Origin of the sequence: Neorhizobium alkalisoli (genome assembly GCF_007829835.1) — a bacterium.
In the GTDB taxonomy this organism is placed as follows: Bacteria; Pseudomonadota; Alphaproteobacteria; order Rhizobiales; family Rhizobiaceae; genus Neorhizobium.
The window spans coordinates 382528-400744 of the sequence record NZ_VIWP01000005.1; the positions used below are offsets into that span (position 1 = coordinate 382528).

Genomic DNA, 18217 nt, shown 5'->3' on the forward strand with positions numbered 1-18217 from the left:
CCCTGCCTATGCGGTGTCAGTTGAGAGTTTCGGCCATGATGACATCGTTCTCGAGCCAGAGCTGGACAGCCTGTCCACGCAGCTCGGGATCCATGTCCTCGGCCATTTTGTAAATTCCATCGATCGCCACGAGCTCGGCCTCGAGCTTGCGGCAGAAAATCCGTGCCGAGGCATTGCCGAGCGAACCCGCCATCACCCGGCCGCGCAAGGCGCCGTAAATATGCACCGACCCGCCGGCGATCACTTCCGCGCCAGAGGAAACCGAGCCGACAATGGTGACATCGCCTTCCGGAAACATCACCGACTGGCCGGAACGCACCGGTTCGCTGATCACCAGCGACTGGGTGACGGGACGCACTTCGGCCACGACCGGCAGGTTGCTGCGGGCATCGCCCACTTCAGCCTCGGACGCTTCGACTTCAGTCGCTTCGGCCTCCGGCTCGACAACCGGCTTTTCCGGCACTTCGAAATCCGACGCAGCCTTGCCGCCCTTCATGGCCGGCGGCATGCCGGGGCCGAGCATGGACGGGCGCGCACCTTCGACGCCCATGATGCGGACATTGCGCTCGGCCAGCTGTTCGAGCAGCTCCTTCAGAACGACCTTGTCGATCTGAAGGTCGGAGACATCCAGCACGACCGGGCGGTCGAGAAAGAAACCGGCCGAACGGGCGGCGAGGTCATCCAGCCTTGCCAGCCAGTGGTCCAGCGGCATGTCGGGCGACAGGACGACCGCCAGGAACGAGCGGCCCTTGATACGGATCGAGCGAGCGTCTGTTAGCACTTTGGTCATCTACGTAAAGAAATCGTTGACCGAGATTTAGTGCTGATTTGGTTAACAAAGGGTTAACGCGACACCCGAAAGCTTAACAAGATATTGCTACGAGAGGCGCAGGCCGGCCGCCTCCGCGGCCTCGATAGCCTCGTCGTAACCGGCATCCGCATAGCGAATGATACCGAGCGAAGTATCGTTGGTGATGGCATGCGAAATGCGCTCGGCGGCCTTTTCCGTACCATCGGCGACGATGGTGACCCCGGCACTGGTCATGTAGCCCGCATAGCCGCCGCCGCCCGAATGGATGACGACGAGATCGGCCATGGACGAGCACAAAGTCATCGCATTGATCAGGGGCCAGTCGGCAATCGCATCCGATCCATCCTTCATGTTTTCGGTCATGATATTCGGATGCGCCATGGCGCCGGCATCAAGATGGTCGCGTGAAAAGGCGATCGGTCCGGCCAGTTCGCCCCTGGCCACCAGATCGTTGACCGCAAGCGCCAGCTTCGTGCGCTCGCCATGGCCAAGCCAGGCGATCCGCGCCGGCAGGCCTTCGAAGGGCACGTTTTCGCGCGCCAGCCGGATCCAGTTGGTGACGATGAAATTATCCGGGAAAAGCTCGAGCACGAGATCGTCGATCCGGGCGATATCGCTTTCCTCGCCGGACAGCGCCATCCAGCGGAACGGCCCGATCGCCTTGCAGAACAGTGGCCGCAGATAGGCTTCGGTGAAGATCGGAATGTCGAAAGCATTGGTTACGCCGCCTTCCCGCGCCTGGGTGCGGATCAGGTTGCCGTTGTCGAACACTTCCGCACCCTTTTCCTGCAGGGTCAGCATGGCGCGGACATGATCGGCGATCGAGGCGCGGCTCGCCGCCATAAGTTGGCCCTGCCCCTCCTTGCGCAGCCGGCGCACTTCTTCAAGGCTCATGCCCTTCGGCACGTACCCGTAAACGAGGTCATGCGCGGACGTCTGGTCGGAGACGATGTCCGGCACGATGCCACGCTTTACGATCTGCGGATAGATATCGGCGGCATTGCCGACGAGACCGATCGAAACGGCGCGCTTTTCCTTCACCGCCGCATCGATCATCTCGAGCGCCGAATCGAGATCCGGCGCGACCTCATCGAGGAAACCGATCTGTTTTCGCTTGGCCACACGATCCGGATCGATATCGACCACGAGGATCGCCGCACCCGCCATGCGGCCCGCCAGCGGCTGTGCCCCGCCCATGCCGCCAAGGCCGGCCGTCAGGATGAAGCGACCCGCCAGCGACCCGCCGAACCGCTTTTCGGCGATCCGCATGAAGATTTCATAGGTGCCCTGAATGACGCCCTGGCTGCCGATATACTGCCAGGCGCCAGCCGTCAGGCCGCCCCAGCAGATCAGGCCCTTTTCCTGCAGATCGTAAAAATATTCGGCCTTGGCCCACTGCCCGACAATATTGCAATTCGCCATGATCACGAGCGGCGCCTTGTCATGGGTCTTCAATAGACCGACCGGCTTGCCGGACTGGATGATCAGCGTCTGATCTTCATCCATCGTCTTCAGCGCCTTGACGATCCCCTCATGCGCCGCCCAATTGCGCGCCGCCTTGCCGAGCGCGGCATAGACGATGAGATTGTCCGGATCCTCGCCGACGGAAAGCACGTTTTCCAGAAGCCGCAGCAGCGCCTCCTGCCGCCAGCCTTTGGCACGCAGGTTAGAACCGCCGGGGATCGGGAATTTCGGATGGCGCGGATTGGGCTTCGGCATAAATGTCTCCTGTTTCGTGAGGATTTGCCTCACCCAATGTGTTTTGAGGCTTTGTCCGCCATTTCTTGGCTGCCCCCCGTCGTCCGCCCCTCATCCGGCTGCCGCCACCTTCTCCCCGCACGCGGGGAGAAGGGATGTGCCGCGCCGTTTACGGACCTCTTTAACGCCGAGTGGGGCAGGTCCCCTCTCCCCGTCAGAACGGGGAGAGGGTTAGGGTGAGGGGCAAACTCCCCTCCAACCTCATCTTAACCCAGCGCATAATCCGCAATGCTGATCCCCAGCGCCTTCTCGCAGATCGGATAGACCGACGGATCCTTGACACTGGACGACAGCGGGATCAGCGTCTTCGGCACATGCAGCAAAAACACCCGCATGCCGACCTGCAGCTGCCCGACGCTCATCGGCTCGCCCTCGGGCGACAGCGTCGAGATAATGTCCGGGAAAGTCGCCAACCGGTTTCCGCCGGCATCGTCCACCGCCATGTATTCGTTCATCACATGCATGGTCATCGCCTTGTCACCGGAGCCGAGCGTCAGCGTGCCGACGTCAAAGGCTTCCTTCGTGTAGACGACCGACTTGTCCGTCACCTCCGCCTCGGCGAGGATCATCCCGCCCGTCGTCTTGACGATCGCATCGATGATCGCATGCCCGCCCTTGGCATCGGCTGCGATGATCGCCTCGCCGAGTTTCAGCGCAAGGCTGATGCCGCCAAGCGCCGCATTCTGGCGAACATAGGAAGCCCGCAGCGGATTGCGGCAGGAGGCGATGAAGCCGCCCGACATGTCAGATGCCGTGCGCAGGATCGGCGAAACCTTTGCCGTTGCGCCGCGCACGACGAGCTCGATATAGCGGTTTTCCGCCCTGTTGCCACCGACCGCAGTCTGGATCATCTGCTCCGGCGAGTTCGCCATGCCGATCGAGCCCATGTCGCCGGTCGGATGCGCCCGCACGTCGCCAACGGCATCCAGAACCTTGGTGCCGAGAATGGCCGATGGCAACCAGCCGTTCAGCGTCGAGGACTTGCCGTTCTGGCCGATCATCAGAGCAGAAACCTGTTCGCCCAGCGCATCCTCAAGAAGCTGCACCGCCTTGACGTAATCGATGCCCTGCATTTCCCAGGCGGTGGTAGAGGCCGGCGCGCCGATTGCGGCTGCCGTCGCCACCCATTCGTCGTCGTCGAGTTCGTCGATATCGATCAGCTCCGGCCGGCCGATGCTGACGGCGGCATAACCCAGCATGCGCCCGTGATCGGACCAGCCGCCACCGCCGGCCGCATAGACCGAGCCGCCGCGCACCGCCGCCTCGACATCTTTTTCCGTCAGAATGCGTCCCATCTGCATGCTCCCCTAATGGCCGGCCCCTCTTATGGGCGATGTGGCCCTATTGCTTGTCGAGATCCAGAACCGCCTCGTAGAGAACGGCGGCTCCGAGCGTGATGTCATCGTTTTCCGACCATTCCTCCGCCGCATGGCTGCGACCGTCCTTGCTGGCGATGAAGATCATCGCAGCCGGCGCCACCTTGGCGAGGAAGGCCGCATCGTGTCCGGCCCCCGACACCATCGGCCGCGTCGTCGCGCCGATGCGAGCGGCACCTACGGTCAGGATATCGGTCACCATCTCGGACATCGGTGTCGGCGGATTGTTGGAAACCCGGCGCGGCTCGGCAATCGTCACCCTGCGCTTGGCCGCCGTCTGTTCGCAAAGCGAGGCGACCGAAACGACGAAATCGTCCATCACCTTCGGATCGACGCAGCGCGCATCGATCAGCATGCGCACATGCGAGGGCACGACATTGGCCGCATTCGGCTCCATCGAGAATTCGCCGACCGTTGCCGCAAAATAGCTCGGCCCATGGGAAATCTCGGTCGCGATTTTTTCGATGCCGAGAACGAGGCAGGAGGCAGCGGCCAGCGCATCGTAACGCGAGCCCATCGGCGTCGTGCCGGCATGATCGGCACGGCCTTCGACGAGGATTTCGACGCGGGTAATGCCGGAGATCGCACCGACAATGCCGATATCGATCTTTTCGCTTTCGAGGATCGTGCCCTGCTCGATATGCAGTTCCAGAAACGCCTTGATATCGGTCCGGCCAACCTGGGTAGACGGATCACCGCCGACCTGACGGATCCCTTCGGCGAGATCGATCCGGCTGCCCTCGACATCCGCCTGCCGCTCCAGCCATTCGGACGGGCGCACGCCGATCAGGCCGCGGCTGCCGATGCAGGATACGCCGAAGATCGACACTTCCTCGGCAAGGAAATCGGCAATCTCCAGATCATGCTGCAGCGTGATGCCGGCATCCTTGAGCGCACGCGCCACTTCCAGCGCCGCGATCACGCCGGCAATGCCGTCGAACCGGCCGCCATTCGGCACCGTATCCGTATGTGAGCCGAGCATGATCACGCCTTTGCTCTTGCCTTCCGCGTTGCCGCTCCCCTTGCGAAAACCGATCAGGTTGCCGGCCGCGTCGATCCGCGTTTCCAGCCCCGCCTCGCGAAAAATCTTTTCCACATAGGCGCGGCCTTTCAGAAACATCGGCGTAAAGGCGCGCCGGGTCCAGGGGCGGTCCGGCTCGGTAATGGCGGCAAGCGCGTCGATATCGGCGGCGATCCGGTCGGCCTTGACGGAAAGATTGGCCCTCATGCGAAAAATATCCCTTATGCAGCAAAATCCTGAAGCGGCAGGCTCGCAAGCGGCCGCACGAACCGACCATTACCCGGTTCGGCCAGGACTTTCGACCCGTCATAAGCAAGGGTGCCGCGCAGATAGGTGCCGGCCACCTTGTAAGGCAGGGTCATGCCGTCATAAGGCGACCAGCCCACGACGTTGTTGCCGGTCTTGGACGCGTCGAACACATGCTTTTCCAGCGTCAGCACGGCGATATCCGCATGCTTGCCCACCTCAAGCGCACCCTTGATATGGTCGATGCGGAAATGCCGGGCCGGATTGAGCGCCATCAGTTTTGCCGCCCAGGTGAGCGAGACGCCGCGCTCCAGCGCGCCCTTGATGAAGAGCGGCACCATCGCCTCAAGACCCGGCAGGCCGGAGGCGTTGGCAAGCATGTCCGGGTTGGTCTTGCGGTCCAGCGACCAGCTGACATGGTCGGTGGAAAGAAGCGTGACATTGCCGGCCGCCAGATGCCGCCAGAGCTTTTCCACCTCATCGCGCGGACGGATCGGCGGGTTGCATTTCGAGCGGCCGCCGAGACGTTTTGCATCCGTTTCGCTGTCGAGCGTCAGATAATGGATCAGGCATTCGACGGTGGCGCGATGGCCCTGTGCACGATAACCGGCGGCGATCTCGTAACCGCGGCCGAGCGAGCAATGCACGACATGCGCCGGGCAGCCGGTGGCCGCACCGATCTCATAGATCTCGGTCATGGCCAACAATTCGGTGAGCGGCGGGCGCGACATTTCATGCGCCCGGTAATCGGTAATGCCCGACGCCTTCACGGCGGCCATGGCGGCACGCACATATTCGTCGTTTTCGTTATGCACGCCGGCGGCAAGGCCGGTCGGGGCGATGGCCGCAAAGCACTCGGCCATCTGCGGTGCGGCAATGCGCGGGAACCGCTTCGGATCGGTGCCAAAGGTGGAAAACTTGAAGGCGGCGACGCCTGCCGCGACCTGTTCGAGAATGCGGACCGGCCCTTCCAGCGGATCGATCGTGCCATAAAGCGCGAAATCGACCCGCGCCTGCCCCTCGGCATGTGCAACCTTGCGACCCACGGCCTCTGCCGAGCAGACGAGATCGCCTTCGTCATAGGGCATGTCGACGATGGTCGTCACGCCGCCGGCCGCTGCAGAGCGCGTCGACCAGATGAAATCCTCCTGGTTCTTCTGGGAGAGCGAATGCACCTGCGCATCGATCGCGCCAGGCAGGATCAGTGCCTCGCCGAGATCGTGGCTTTCCTTGGCCGCCGGCATCTCGCCCTGCCCGACCGCGGCAATCAAACCATCCCTGACAGCGACATGACCTTGCGGCACGATGCGGTCAGGCAGAACCAGCGTGCCTTTGAGAACAAGATCGAAATCCGACATGTGGCAGGTCTCCTCATTTCGAAACGTCGCTTTTTAAAGGCATGTCGCACCGGCAAGGTGTCACGGCGAATGCTCTTTGACGCCACGATAGGAGAATTTGCGGGAAGGAGGGATATCCCATATCATGGACGAACGATACCCGCTTCAGACCTCCCGAAAACTCTTCCATCCCCACGCTTTCACAAGTCGAAAATATGGATCTCGCCTCACTGCTTTCAGCGCATTACGTCCTGTCGCTCGGCAGCATCCGTGAAGCCGCCCGTGTGCTTTCCCGCCCGGTTTCCAGCGTTGCGGCAGGCCTGTCACGGCTGCAGGTCCATATCGCCACGCCGCTGACGACGGCCGTGGCAAACCGTATCCAGCCGACGCTGGAAGGCCTGCGTGTCGGCCATGATCTGAAAGACGCCGCCGATCTCATTCTCGATCTCGCAAGGCTTTCAACAGTGCCCGGAGAGACGCCGATCGAACAGCATGCCGCAAGACTGTCCGTGCCGATGCTGGCGCTGCAACGGTTTCTCGTCGTCGGCCGCAGCGGCAGCATTCGTCGTGCCGCACTCGAAATCGGCATCGGCCAGCCGCAGCTGACCCGCCAGCTGAAAAGCCTCGAACAGAGTTTTGGCCTCCCCCTTCTCGACCGCACCGCCGCCGGTGCCTTTCCCAATGAGACGGGCCGGCGGGTGATATTGCTCGGAGAAGAACTGGAAGCAATCTGGCTACGCATTTCCGACCATGCCGGAGACCGCTTTCGCCGCGCCAACACCATGACGCATGTCGGTTCAGTCACCCCGCTCGGCCGCGAAAGCCTTGTCGCCAAGATACTGGCGCGGCTTGCCGTCGAATGGCCGAAACGCATGCCACGCCGGCCGCTCTATATTTCCAGCACCAATGCGGAAGAGCTGCTCGCGGGCCTTAACGCCCGGCTTTACGACCTCGCCATCGTCGATACGGTCGAGCTGCCGCCGGGTATCGGCCACCGAGTCATTTCGCGCGCCGGCCTGGCGCTGGTCGGGGCTGCGGATGTGATCGCGGCGGAAGAGGGAGACCTGCGGCGGCTTCTGATGAACCGCCCGATCGCGCTTCCGAGCCTGAAAAGCGGCCTGCGCCAAAAGTTCGTCGATCTCACCGCCGATATTCTGGCGGCTTCGGAACGGGCGCGGCTCTCTTTCGTCGAAATCGACTCCATTCCCGTGATCGCCAATCTCGTCGCCGATCACGGCTATATCGCGCTCCTGCCGCAATGGGCGATCCCACAGCTCGATGCCGGCATGACCGCGGTGGCGCTGGCGCCTGCCTATGACATGCGGTTGTCGCTGGCCTGGCGGGAGGGCGGCACGTCGGAAAACATTGCCCGCGCGGCCGGCCAGATCCTCGATGCAGCCGGCCTGACGGGCGACGGCCTGCTTGAGAAGCAGGCCGGATAAGTCGTCAGGCGACAAAATCCAGCAGAAGCTTGACGTTGAGGCCGGCGATCACGATCGCGATCAGCCACGCAGTCCCGATCAACCATTTCGGCGCCACCAGCTCGCCCATCTTGCGCTTGTCCGCGGTGAACATGACGAGCGGGAAGACGGCAAAGGAAAGCTGCAGGCTGAGGACGACCTGGGTGAGGATGAGAAGCTCGCCCGTGCCGCTATCGCCGTAGAAGATCGTTACGCCGGCCGCCGGAATGATAGCGATCCCGCGGGTGATCATGCGGCGGACCCACGGCGCGACGCGGATATGCAGAAAACCTTCCATGACGATCTGGCCGGCGAGCGTCGCCGTCACGGTCGAATTCAGGCCGCAGCAGAGAAGCGCGATGCCGAACAGGGTGGGCGCGATGGCAAAGCCAAGAAGCGGTGAAAGCAGATTATGCGCATCGCCGATCTCGGCGACATCGACATTGCCATTGGCATGGAAGGTGGCGGCGGCAAGGATCAGGATCGCGGCATTGATCAGCAACGCGAACATCAGCGCCACGGTGGAATCGAGCGTCGCGAATTTCAGTGCCTCGCGCTTTTCCTTCACCGTTTCGCCAAAAGCACGGGTCTGGACGATGCCGGAATGCAGGTAGAGGTTATGCGGCATGACGGTGGCACCGAGAATGCCGAGCGCCAGATACAGCATGTCCGGATCGACGACGATCTGTGTCGTCGGCGCAAAACCGCGGATCACCTCGCCCCAGTTCGGATCGGCCATGGCGATCTGCACCGCAAAGCAGACGGTGATGACGCCGAGCATGACAATGACGAAGGCTTCCAGCCAGCGGAAACCGAGTTTCTGCAGATAGAGGATCAGGAACACGTCGAGTGCCGTGATCAGCACGCCGATTTCCAGCGGAATGCCGAAGATCAGATTGAGGCCAATCGCGGTGCCGATCACCTCGGCAATATCGGTGGCAATGATGGCGATTTCGGCGAACAGCCACAGCATGAACGTGACCGGCTTCGGAAAGGCATCACGACAGGCCTGCGCCAGATCCCGGCCCGAGGCGATTGCCAGACGGGCGCAGAGCGATTGCAAAACGATCGCCATGATGTTGGACAGAAGTGCGACCGACAGAAGCGCATAACCAAAACGCGAACCGCCAGCGAGCGATGTCGCCCAGTTACCGGGATCCATATAGCCGACGGCGACGAGATAACCGGGACCGAAAAAGGCCATGGCCCGCCGGATCTTGGAACCGCTGCTGGTGACCCTGATCGTGCGGTGCACATCCGACAGGGAAGCCTCGCCGCCCCGCGCCAGCCATCCACCCTTGGTCACGTTCCCAGACTGCAAATCCATCGTCTATCCGCTCTTCGCTCTACCAACACCAAATCTGCTATTGCAAATCATTCTCATATAGAAACTTTAATTGCAACTCATTCGCAACAAGAAAGTTCAGAGCCAAGCCCAAACATCCCCGCGCGGCTTTCAGCCTATGTTGATCGCATCATTTGGAATTGAACGAAGTTGCCGCGATCATCCGCACACACATTGGCTCACACCGCCGAAGCCGAGCGTGATCGACATGTCCTATTCGGAAAATTGAAATGCGGGCTTGATCGCCGCACCGGTTCTGCGCTACCCATGGCGCCACATAACAGGGGTGCTCCGTAATGCCGGGGCTGAGATGCGGTTGCCATGACCGCGGACCCTAGAAGCTGATCTGGATAATGCCAGCGGAGCGAGGTTCAAGCGATGTTTTCCGGCGCGCAGATTTCTCTTTATCCGATGACCGACGATTTTGTCGGTGTCATCGTCAATGCCCTTTCGGCCCTCGATCCCTATCGGGAACGGCTCAGGATCGAGACGGATGACATCTCAACATTGATCGTCGGTACGCCCGATATCGTCTTTGCCGCCATGCGCGATCTCTTCGTTGCCGCGGCGAAAACCGGCAAGCATTGCGTCCTGCACGCCACCATTTCCCGCGGCTGCCCCGGCGAGCCGGACGACCCCATGTGCCATGTGCCGGAAATGACCGGTCCTTTGGCGCCGATCGAGGAGCGCAAGGCACAGGCGCTTGCCGCCGTCGGCTCCATCCCGGTTGCAGGCCAGCCGTCGGCAGCGCAGTTTTCGCTCTATACGCTCGGCATCGACCAGCACATGGACGAGATCTATGGCTGCATCGATTTCCTGAAAAACTCCGGTGTCTTCGACCGCTCGAAGAATTTCTGCACGAAACTGCGCGGCGATGCGGCTCCGGTCTTTGCGACGGTGCATGAGGCCTTTGTCCGTTTCGGACCGCCTCAGGGCCATGTCACGATCGACCTGACCGTCTCGGCCAACAGCCCGTCGAAAATCTGACCCGTTCTTAACCTTGAAGGACGATCAGATGACGTCGCGCGTGACGGCAGAGCGGCATGCGCCGCTTCGCCAGCAGCTTTGTAAAATCCTGCCCGCATTTTTGGCGCTTGCCGCCCTGTTTGCGGCCTGGGAGGTCTATGTCCGGCTTTCGGGCATTTCGCCGACCACGCTTCCCTCCCCGTCGCTGGTCCTTTCCCAGACCTGGCAATACCGCCAAGCGCTGTTCGACAATGCCTTGCCGACCCTGCGCGCAACGCTTTCCGGCTTCGCCCTGTCGCTGGCTGCCGCCTTTGTCCTGTCCATCCTCGTCGATTTCTTCAAACCCCTGCGGCGGGCGTTGTTTCCGATCTTCATCATCAGCCAGACCCTGCCGCTGGTGGCGATCGCACCTCTGATCGTGCTCTGGTTCGGTTTCGGGCTTTTACCGAAAATCCTGCTCGTGGCGCTGGTCACCTTCTTTCCGATGCTGGTGGCGCTGGCGGAAGGTTATGCGGCAACCGATCGCGAAATCGAACGCCTGCTGCAGACCATGGGCGCCTCGCGCTGGATGCGGTTTCGCCTTGCCCGTCTGCCCTCGGCCCTGCCCTATTTCTTCGCCGGCCTGCGTATCTCGATCACCTATGCCGTGGTCGGGGCGATCTTTGCCGAATATGCCGGCGCCGCCAAAGGGCTCGGCATCTACATCCTCAACGCCAAGAACAATTTCCGCCCCGACCTCGTGCTCGCTGCCGTCTTCGTCAGTTCCGTACTGACGCTTCTCCTGTTCGGCGCGACTTTGCTGATCCAGCGCCTCGTCATGCCCTGGGCGGAAAAGCCTCCGGAAGGCGGACAATGACCATACCGCGCTTAACACTCGATCACATCGCCTGTCGCTACGGCGATCTCGACGTCCTCGAAGATATCTCGCTCACGGTCCAGCCAGGCGAATTCGTCTCCATCCTCGGTCCATCGGGCGCCGGCAAGTCGACGATCTTTTCGCTGCTGACCGACACGGTGAAACCGGCGAGCGGCACGATGGCCTTCGACGGCGAACCGCTTGGCAAGCGCCAGAACCCCTTCGCTTTCATGCCGCAGCGCGACGCGCTGATGCCCTGGCGAAAAATCATCGACAATGTGACGCTCGGCCTCGAAGTACAGGGCATCAAGCGTCGCGAAGCACGCGAGCAGGTCGGCGCCCTGATCGATGAGTTCGGACTTGCCGGTTTCGAAAACAATTACCCTTCGGCGCTTTCCGGCGGCATGCGTCAGCGCGCCGCTCTGCTGCGCACCGTCGTCCAGCAGCGAAAGATGCTTCTGCTCGACGAACCCTTCAGCGCGCTCGATGCGCTGACCCGCACCCGCATGCAGACCTGGCTCGAAACCATGTGGCTGAAACACCGCTGGACGGCGATGCTCGTCACCCATGACGTGCGCGAGGCGGTCTATCTCTCCGACCGGATCTACGTGCTCTCCCCGCGCCCGGCAAAAATCGTCCGCACATTCGACATCCCGCTTTCCCGGCCCCGCGGCCGCGACGCCGTTTCCCGAGCGGCGGCCACCGAGATCGAAAACGCCATTCTCGAAACCCTGTTCGACCCTACCGGAGGAACCCTGCCATGACACGAATGATGCTCACCCGCCGCGCTTCGCTGGCAGCCCTTGCCGCGATCGCCATTCCGGCACTCCCGGTGCGGGCTCAAGATGGCAAGAAAGTCTCCGTCGCGCTCGACTGGACGCCCAATACCAATCATATCGGCCTCTTCATCGCCCGCGACAAAGGCTTTTACCGCGAAGCCGGCATCGATCTCGAGATCCTGCCCTATACGGATACGTCTGCCTCGACGCTGGTCGCCAATCATGTCGCCGATTTTGGCATCATGGGCTCGATCGGCCTTCTGACCCAGGCAAGCGCCGGCGCCGATCTGGTGGCCGCCTATGCGGTCGTCCAGACGGAGACCGGCCGCGTCGTCTTCAAGGATGATCGCAAGGATATCCAGCGCCCCAAGGATCTTGACGGCAAGACCTATGGCGGCTTCGGCTCGGCCTGGGAAAACGCCCTCCTCTCCTCGATCATCCGCAATGATGGCGGCGAGGGAAAGTTCGAGACGGTGACGCTCGGCACATCCGCCTATCAGGCGCTGGATAGCGGCGCCGTCGATTTCACGCTGGAAGTCTATACCTGGGAAGGCGTCAAGGCAGAGCTGGACGGCGTGAAACAGCGCGCCTTCCGTTATGCCGATTTCGGCGTGCCCGATGAACATACGACGTTGATCGGCTCGAGCAGCGCCTTTCTCTCCAAAAACCCTGAAAAGGCCCGCGCCTTCGTCTCCGCCACTCGGAAAGGCTATGATTTCGCCGTCGACCATCCCGATGAAGCGACCGACATGCTGATATCAGCCAATAGCGATGCGCTGACCGATCGCAAACTGATACGCGCCTCGTTGCAGGCCCTGATCGATGGGCATTATTTCCGCAGCCCCGCTGGCGACGCGGGCAAGATCGACGCAAAGAAAATGACGGCGATTGCCGACTATCTGTTCGACGCGAAAATCCTGAAAGATGGCAGCGGCGCCGTGCTCCAGAAAAAGCCCGACATTTCAGCCCGCTTCGTTGACCTTTGATAAAAAGTCTCGTTTCTTGACTATTACTCGCCTTTTGCACCGCGCCATGATGGCGGTGCCTGATACGCGATGCTAAGGCGGGAACATAAAAACGGGGACAGGCCGCTCCTTCATTTCGGGCGGCCATGATCGGTACAGTTGGGGACATGAGCGAAGGGCCGCTTGTATATATTATCGACGACGATCAGGACATTCGCCTGTCGCTCGACAGCCTGTTCCGTTCGGTCGGAATGAAATCGGCGCAATATGGTTCTGCGCGCGAATTCCTCGATGCCAAGCGGCCGGATACGACAAGCTGCATCGTCGTCGATGTCAGGCTTCCGGGCCTGAGCGGGCTCGATTTCCAGGACCAGCTGACCAGAAACGGCTCCACCATCCCGATCGTGCTGATGACCGGTCATGGCGATATTCCCATGACCGTCAGGGCGATGAAGGCTGGCGCCGTCGATTTTCTGGCAAAGCCGTTCCGCGATCAGGACATGCTCGACGCCGTCTCCTCGGCGCTCGAAATCGACCGCCAGCGGCGCGAGGGCGACGGGGAGCTCTCAGCCCTCAAGGCCCGTTACAACGACCTCAGCCCGCGCGAAAAACAGGTCATGGAACTTGTGACGACGGGCCTCATGAACAAGCAGGTCGCCGGAAAGTTGTCGCTGAGTGAAGTCACCGTAAAGATCCACCGCGGCTCGGCCATGCGCAAGATGGAAGCCCGGTCACTGGCCGATCTCGTCAAGATGGCCGAACTTCTGAAGATCCACGAGACTGCCGGGCAGGTCTGAGCGGCCGAAGGTTCAGCCCTTTGCCGCCAGCGCCTTGTCGAGGCTACGGCTGAGATCGTCGAAGCTGAACGGCTTCGGCATGAAACAGATCGCGCCGGCGGCATAGGCCTTCCGTTCGAGACCTTCTTCATTGCGCCCGGTCATCAGGATGACCGGCAGGTCGGCTGCGATCTCGCCCAGCTTCTGAGCAAGCGCGATTCCGTCCATCACGGGCATATGGATATCGCTGATCACGCAGGAAAACGTGTCGAGATCCTTGCGCGCCAGAAGCGCTGATGCCGAGCTGAAGCATTCGGCGCCATACCCCAGCGAACGCACCAGACTGCTCAATGCAGCCGGCAGGTCTTCGTCGTCGTCTACGATGCCGATAATCTGTGTTGATGGCATCCCGGTCTCCTTCATGCACCGTTCCTTGATGCCTGTCTCAAGCAATTACGAACCGCCGCGCTTTTCTTCAATCATCCATAGGTATGTTCGGTTTGGCGGCAGGCCGGTCAGCCTGCGCGCCCTGTGGCTTTCATCGCCTTGCGGCGCACCGTATCGAGCAGAAGGGCAATCATCGCCAGGGCCGAAACCAGCGCGACACCGATATCGATCGTTGTCGGCAGTCCGGAAACGGTCGCGATCCGCCCGAGTGAAAGCGCCACGGTCGCCTGCGCCAGATAGGCGACGAGAAACAGGGCCGACAGCGTTGCGCCACGATGGGTCACGGGCGCCGCGGTCGTGATCAGCGACAATCCCGACAACAAAAGCGGGCTGTACGCAGCGCCGGAACCGGCCTGCGCCACCGTGTAGAGTGCCAGCGAGTGGAAGAGGCTCGCGACCGAAAGCAAGGCGGACGAGACAATGGCCGCTGCCGCTCCAACGACCATCACCCGCGTCGGCGAATGATTGCGCGCCAGGATCGCCGCGACCCCGGAAACAATCGCAAACAGCGCAATTGTGCCGCCATTGACCAGCGCATTGGAAGACGCGACCACATCACGCGCAACCTGCGCCCCGAGCGAAAGCGTCATGGCACCGAGCGAATAGGCGGCCGTGACCGCAGCAGTGGCCGTAACGAAAGTGGCGAACACGCCATTCGGAATGGACGGCACTTTCGGAGACCAACGCCCCTTAGGCCGGGATGCCGTATGATTGGGCAGAAGCCAGGTGGCCGCGAACAATCCGACCAGAACAAAGGCGAGGATCACGAAATTCAGCCGTGTCGGCCAGGGCAGGTATTCGATCGCCGCACCGCCGACGATCGCTGCGGCCGTAAGCCCGATCGCCTGGGACGCAGCCGTTGCCCGCCCCGCCGTTTCGCCCTTGCCCGGCGCACTGAACTCGACGACTGCCGCAGCCGATGGGCCGGCAGAAAGACCGACACCGATCCCCATGAAGGCGCGCCCGATGAAAATCCAGCTGAGATTGGGCGCAATCGCAAAGATCACAACACCGATCATGGATGCGGCAAGCCCCATCAGCATCGTCGCGCGACGGCCGATATAATCGGAAACATTGCCGAACAGCACCAGCACAAGAACCACGAAGACGGGGTAGACGGCAAAGATTGCCGTCGTATCGAAGGTCGTCAGCTGCCATTGTCTGGCATAGAGCGGATAGGTCAGAACAGGCGCGGCACTTGTCCAGATCGTATGGGCGACGACCGCATTGGCCGTCAGAAAACTGGCCTTTCGGCCAAGAACAAGGCGCGACATTGCAATTATGCTCCGCTCAAGCCGAAACCCGCATGACCGGCTTGCTTGCCAGACCCTTTGGGAACGGTGGAAATACGGCGAACCTTTCAGGCGCCCGCCGTCGTGATTGTTGTGGTGATAGAAATGGGCACTGCCACCATGGTTCGGAACGGAGGCTTGAAAGAATGCTCTGTTCACGGAACGGAAACATTCGATCCTCGACCCCGACGCTCGGATCAGATGGCATGGCTGAGAGCCGGCAGGGTTGATACGCCAACGGCATCCGGCTTGGCAAGATAGCGGCGCCAGGCGCTCGGGGTCGTGCCGGTGACGCGGCGGAACAGGCGGGAAAGATGTGCCTGGTCGGAGAGCCCGCAATCGAGCGCGATTTCGCAAAGCGGTGCATTGCTGCTGAGCATGCGCTGCTTGGCGAAGTCGATACGCTGCAGGATGATGTAATTGTGCGGCGATGTGCCGAAGCTCACCTTGAAGGCCGCGGAAAAATAGCTGGTGCTCAGCTTTACCAGCCGCGCCAGTTCATCGAGCGAGATGGAATGCGAGATGTGTTCCTCGATGAAGAGCTTGATCCGCTTGGCCTGCCAGGGGGCAAGCCCACCGGTCGGCGCACGTTCGGCAACCGGGGCAGCTTCGGTAAAGGTAGCCGGACGCAGCAGCGTCGATGCCTTGCGGACGAAGTCGATCGTGGCGGCCTCGTCACGTTCGACGGAATTGATGGCGCGAAGAAGCAGGCGCGAGACTTCGCTGGAAGCCTCGCCGGTCATGAGGCTGATGTCGATGCGGGAAGAATGACTATTGAGAACTGCGGCGCTGGCGGGCATCGTTTATCTCCTGTTGAATGATCAAAGCGTGTTTGCAGGGAGATAATGAGCGGTTCGCGGTCTTCTCGATATTGTACTGATATCGTCCTGCTACACCCATCAGGCTGAGCCTCTCATACTTGCGTATAGTTGCCAGGACGCCCGAGCATCGCGAGAGAACCTGCATTGCAACAACCCAGGGTGATTTGCCTTGCAGAAGCTCCATGCGCTAAATCTTTCCTCGATTTCCGGCCATCTCGGGTCGGACCGCGTCGATCAGGGGAGAAGTGGCATGCAGCCCAGTAGCTTCGGCTTTCAACCCGGTAACGGCGCCGGTCGCGATGCCTTCGGATGCCAGCATCACGGCTTGGCCGACGATGCGCATATTGCCGGCGGCCATATCGATTTCTTTCGCAAGGGATCACGCGCCGGCGCGCCGGGCCTGGTCGAAACGCCTGCCTCGGATCGCGGTTTTCTCGCCGGTATCTCGCTTGCCGGCGATCACCATCGGCGGATCTTTTCGCAGCACCATTCCCGCCTTCACGAATTCGATGCGAACAGCGTCTACCTGTGGCGCTTCGACGAAGACTACAAGGCAGACCTGCAGGGCAGTTTCGACTTCATCCTGATGGAGGTCTCGACTGCGTCGCTCGACATCATGGCTGAAGAAGCCGATGCAAGGGGCGTCACGGAACTGCGGCAGACAGTTGCCGAGGTAGACCCACTCCTTGGCGGGCTGGTCCGCTCGCTGTTTTCGACGATGGTGCCGAAGGCCGGCTACAAGGTTGCCCCGCACAATACGCTGCTGGCCGACGAGCTTTGCACGGCCGTCGCAATCCACCTCGTCCATCATTATGGAAACGGCCGCTTCGGCAGCACGGACCGCCGCCGCCGGCTTTCGGAAAGACAGGAAACCCGCTCCAAGGAAATACTCGACGCATCGCCCTGCGGGACCGGCATCGAAACGCTTGCCGGCGAGACCGGCATGTCCGGCCGCGCCTTCATCGAAGCATTCCGCGAAACGGTGGGCATGACGCCGCATCGCTGGGCAACCCGGCGAATGATCGAGAAGGCCCAGAGCCTGCTCGGAAGAGCCGGCCTGTCGCCGGTTGCGGTCGGCAAGGCCTGCGGTTTTGCCGATCTCATCGAATTCGAGCAGGCCTTCCGTAATGCGACGGGCCTTGGCCCCGCCGACTGGCAACGCGCCAGCCGGTCCTGAGTTAACTGGCCCTTAAGTTCACTCAGTCGCCTTCCGGCGTCGCAGTCTTTGCAACGAGCGCAAGCAGCGCGAAAACCGGCGGCACGACGAAGCACCATACCGATGCCTCGATAAAGGCCCCGGCCGACAGGGCACAGCCGGCGGCGAAAGCCACGACACTCACCAGCATCTTTTTGATCCGGGCGGAGGACGCCGCCTTTTCTTCCGGTTTGCTGCCCGAGACGATTTCGGCGAGATCGATCATGATCTGCGTCGTTGTGCCGGTCATCAGCGTCGAGGGCGGGGATTTGCCCAGATGCAGCCGGTGCAGCGCATTCTGGATCGCCATCGCGGTCACCAGGATCATGCCCATGACGACGGTCGCAAGCGCATTGCCGTCATCGAACGGACCGTGCGTCACCGCAAGAACCGCAGCACCGATCAGCAGAACGAGCTTTGCCACCAGCAACGGCCGCAGAACGGGCCAGTTCCGGCTCTGCAGAAATATCCCGGTGAGACGGCTCAGGAAAACGACGAGACAGAAGACCGGCAGAGCCAGAATCTTCGCAAGGCCACCGGCCGTGCCGAGCGCGACGGTGGCGCCGAGCGTCACGAAGTTACCAGTGACATGCGCGGTGAAGAGACCTTGCAGCGCCAGAAAGCCGCTCGTGTCGACATAACCGGCATTGAGGGCAAGCAGCACGGCGAGCGGAATGTTTTTCATCGATATGGGCCCTTATCGAGATGGGTATTGCAGCCGACAGGACGGCCGAATTGCAAAAACCTACCACCGCGTCTGGCGCGG

At 61.5% G+C, this 18217-nt stretch carries 17 protein-coding genes and 1 riboswitch; of the genes, 7 read left to right on the forward strand and 10 right to left on the reverse strand.

The features are described 5' to 3' along the window. Positions 1–16: 16 nt before the first annotated feature. The 5 genes from minC to FHW37_RS20990 form a co-directional block, all read right to left on the reverse strand. Complete coding sequence (gene minC, locus FHW37_RS20965) at positions 17–790, reverse strand: septum site-determining protein MinC (RefSeq protein WP_145639904.1); 774 nt, start codon at positions 788–790, stop codon at positions 17–19. An 87-nt stretch (positions 791–877) separates the two neighbouring features. Beyond that, positions 878–2530 carry a urocanate hydratase gene (locus tag FHW37_RS20970; RefSeq protein ID WP_145639906.1) on the reverse strand — a complete coding sequence of 551 codons (1653 nt, stop codon included), beginning with the start codon at positions 2528–2530 and terminating at the stop codon, positions 878–880. 245 nt (positions 2531–2775) lie between these two features. Further along, complete coding sequence (locus FHW37_RS20980) at positions 2776–3864, reverse strand: DUF917 domain-containing protein (protein ID WP_145639907.1); 1089 nt, start codon at positions 3862–3864, stop codon at positions 2776–2778. Positions 3865–3910: 46 nt separating this feature from the next. Further along, positions 3911–5173: a Zn-dependent hydrolase gene (locus tag FHW37_RS20985; protein ID WP_145639909.1), complete on the reverse strand. Its 1263-nt coding sequence runs from the start codon at positions 5171–5173 to the stop codon at positions 3911–3913. Between the two features lie 14 nt (positions 5174–5187). Further along, positions 5188–6570: a dihydroorotase gene (locus FHW37_RS20990; protein ID WP_145639911.1), complete on the reverse strand. Its 1383-nt coding sequence runs from the start codon at positions 6568–6570 to the stop codon at positions 5188–5190. 194 nt (positions 6571–6764) lie between these two features. On the opposite strand from FHW37_RS20990, the gene FHW37_RS20995 reads away from it, so the two are divergent. After that, a complete protein-coding gene (locus FHW37_RS20995) occupies positions 6765–7991 on the forward strand; it encodes a LysR family transcriptional regulator (protein WP_145639914.1) in 1227 nt (408 codons plus the stop codon). A 4-nt stretch (positions 7992–7995) separates the two neighbouring features. On the opposite strand, the gene FHW37_RS21000 is transcribed toward FHW37_RS20995, so the two are convergent. Beyond that, positions 7996–9336, reverse strand: coding sequence for an Nramp family divalent metal transporter (locus FHW37_RS21000; RefSeq protein ID WP_145639916.1), 1341 nt, complete (start codon positions 9334–9336; stop codon positions 7996–7998). A 291-nt stretch (positions 9337–9627) separates the two neighbouring features. Continuing rightward, positions 9628–9739: riboswitch (TPP riboswitch) on the forward strand. Between FHW37_RS21000 and FHW37_RS21005 the strand changes: the two genes are divergently transcribed. The 5 genes from FHW37_RS21005 (at position 9733) to FHW37_RS21025 (ending at position 13717) form a co-directional block, all read left to right on the forward strand. Beyond that, positions 9733–10341 carry a YkoF family thiamine/hydroxymethylpyrimidine-binding protein gene (locus FHW37_RS21005; protein WP_145639918.1) on the forward strand — a complete coding sequence of 203 codons (609 nt, stop codon included), beginning with the start codon at positions 9733–9735 and terminating at the stop codon, positions 10339–10341. Its footprint overlaps the riboswitch before it by 7 nt. Before the next feature lie 28 nt (positions 10342–10369). Further along, the gene (locus FHW37_RS21010; protein ID WP_145639920.1) at positions 10370–11176 is read left to right on the forward strand and encodes an ABC transporter permease; all 807 of its coding nucleotides are present in this window, start codon (positions 10370–10372) and stop codon (positions 11174–11176) included. Beyond that, positions 11173–11940 carry an ABC transporter ATP-binding protein gene (locus FHW37_RS21015; protein WP_145639922.1) on the forward strand — a complete coding sequence of 256 codons (768 nt, stop codon included), beginning with the start codon at positions 11173–11175 and terminating at the stop codon, positions 11938–11940. Before FHW37_RS21010 ends, FHW37_RS21015 begins: the two co-directional genes overlap by 4 nt. After that, positions 11937–12941: an ABC transporter substrate-binding protein gene (locus FHW37_RS21020; protein ID WP_145639924.1), complete on the forward strand. Its 1005-nt coding sequence runs from the start codon at positions 11937–11939 to the stop codon at positions 12939–12941. The genes FHW37_RS21015 and FHW37_RS21020 overlap by 4 nt, the downstream gene beginning before the upstream one ends. Positions 12942–13066: 125 nt before the next feature. Beyond that, entirely contained in the window at positions 13067–13717 is a 651-nt protein-coding gene (locus FHW37_RS21025) for a response regulator transcription factor (protein WP_246690849.1), read from the forward strand. A 12-nt stretch (positions 13718–13729) separates the two neighbouring features. On the opposite strand, the gene FHW37_RS21030 is transcribed toward FHW37_RS21025, so the two are convergent. The 3 genes from FHW37_RS21030 to FHW37_RS21040 all read right to left on the reverse strand — a co-directional run bounded on the left by FHW37_RS21030 (position 13730) and on the right by FHW37_RS21040 (position 16235). Beyond that, positions 13730–14104 carry a response regulator transcription factor gene (locus tag FHW37_RS21030; RefSeq protein WP_186458342.1) on the reverse strand — a complete coding sequence of 125 codons (375 nt, stop codon included), beginning with the start codon at positions 14102–14104 and terminating at the stop codon, positions 13730–13732. 107 nt (positions 14105–14211) lie between these two features. Continuing rightward, positions 14212–15417, reverse strand: a complete 1206-nt coding sequence (locus tag FHW37_RS21035; protein WP_145639928.1) for an MFS transporter — start codon at positions 15415–15417, stop codon at positions 14212–14214. A 215-nt stretch (positions 15418–15632) separates the two neighbouring features. Beyond that, on the reverse strand, positions 15633–16235 hold the full coding sequence (locus FHW37_RS21040; RefSeq protein ID WP_145639930.1) for a helix-turn-helix domain-containing protein: 603 nt from the start codon (positions 16233–16235) through the stop codon (positions 15633–15635). 271 nt (positions 16236–16506) lie between these two features. Between FHW37_RS21040 and FHW37_RS21045 the strand changes: the two genes are divergently transcribed. After that, positions 16507–17433, forward strand: a complete 927-nt coding sequence (locus FHW37_RS21045; protein ID WP_145639932.1) for a helix-turn-helix domain-containing protein — start codon at positions 16507–16509, stop codon at positions 17431–17433. 22 nt (positions 17434–17455) lie between these two features. Here the strand turns inward: FHW37_RS21045 and FHW37_RS21050 are convergent, their stop codons facing one another. After that, complete coding sequence (locus FHW37_RS21050) at positions 17456–18136, reverse strand: YoaK family protein (RefSeq protein WP_145639934.1); 681 nt, start codon at positions 18134–18136, stop codon at positions 17456–17458. Between the last annotated feature and the right edge of the window lie 81 nt (positions 18137–18217).

Bases quoted from the DNA above. Each gene is read 5' to 3' on its own strand.
- FHW37_RS20990 (WP_145639911.1), bottom strand. From the start codon at position 6,570: ATGTCGGATTTCGATCTTGTTCTCAAAGGCACGCTGGTTCTGCCTGAC.
- FHW37_RS20985 (WP_145639909.1), bottom strand. From the start codon at position 5,173: ATGAGGGCCAATCTTTCCGTCAAGGCCGACCGGATCGCCGCCGATATC.
- FHW37_RS20980 (WP_145639907.1), bottom strand. From the start codon at position 3,864: ATGGGACGCATTCTGACGGAAAAAGATGTCGAGGCGGCGGTGCGCGGC.
- FHW37_RS21025 (WP_246690849.1), top strand. From the start codon at position 13,067: ATGATCGGTACAGTTGGGGACATGAGCGAAGGGCCGCTTGTATATATT.
- FHW37_RS21015 (WP_145639922.1), top strand. From the start codon at position 11,173: ATGACCATACCGCGCTTAACACTCGATCACATCGCCTGTCGCTACGGC.
- FHW37_RS20970 (WP_145639906.1), bottom strand. From the start codon at position 2,530: ATGCCGAAGCCCAATCCGCGCCATCCGAAATTCCCGATCCCCGGCGGT.
- FHW37_RS21020 (WP_145639924.1), top strand. From the start codon at position 11,937: ATGACACGAATGATGCTCACCCGCCGCGCTTCGCTGGCAGCCCTTGCC.
- FHW37_RS21005 (WP_145639918.1), top strand. From the start codon at position 9,733: ATGTTTTCCGGCGCGCAGATTTCTCTTTATCCGATGACCGACGATTTT.
- FHW37_RS20995 (WP_145639914.1), top strand. From the start codon at position 6,765: ATGGATCTCGCCTCACTGCTTTCAGCGCATTACGTCCTGTCGCTCGGC.
- FHW37_RS21030 (WP_186458342.1), bottom strand. From the start codon at position 14,104: ATGCCATCAACACAGATTATCGGCATCGTAGACGACGACGAAGACCTG.
- FHW37_RS21050 (WP_145639934.1), bottom strand. From the start codon at position 18,136: ATGAAAAACATTCCGCTCGCCGTGCTGCTTGCCCTCAATGCCGGTTAT.
- FHW37_RS21045 (WP_145639932.1), top strand. From the start codon at position 16,507: ATGCAGCCCAGTAGCTTCGGCTTTCAACCCGGTAACGGCGCCGGTCGC.
- FHW37_RS21010 (WP_145639920.1), top strand. From the start codon at position 10,370: ATGACGTCGCGCGTGACGGCAGAGCGGCATGCGCCGCTTCGCCAGCAG.
- FHW37_RS21035 (WP_145639928.1), bottom strand. From the start codon at position 15,417: ATGTCGCGCCTTGTTCTTGGCCGAAAGGCCAGTTTTCTGACGGCCAAT.
- FHW37_RS21000 (WP_145639916.1), bottom strand. From the start codon at position 9,336: ATGGATTTGCAGTCTGGGAACGTGACCAAGGGTGGATGGCTGGCGCGG.
- FHW37_RS21040 (WP_145639930.1), bottom strand. From the start codon at position 16,235: ATGCCCGCCAGCGCCGCAGTTCTCAATAGTCATTCTTCCCGCATCGAC.
- minC (WP_145639904.1), bottom strand. From the start codon at position 790: ATGACCAAAGTGCTAACAGACGCTCGCTCGATCCGTATCAAGGGCCGC.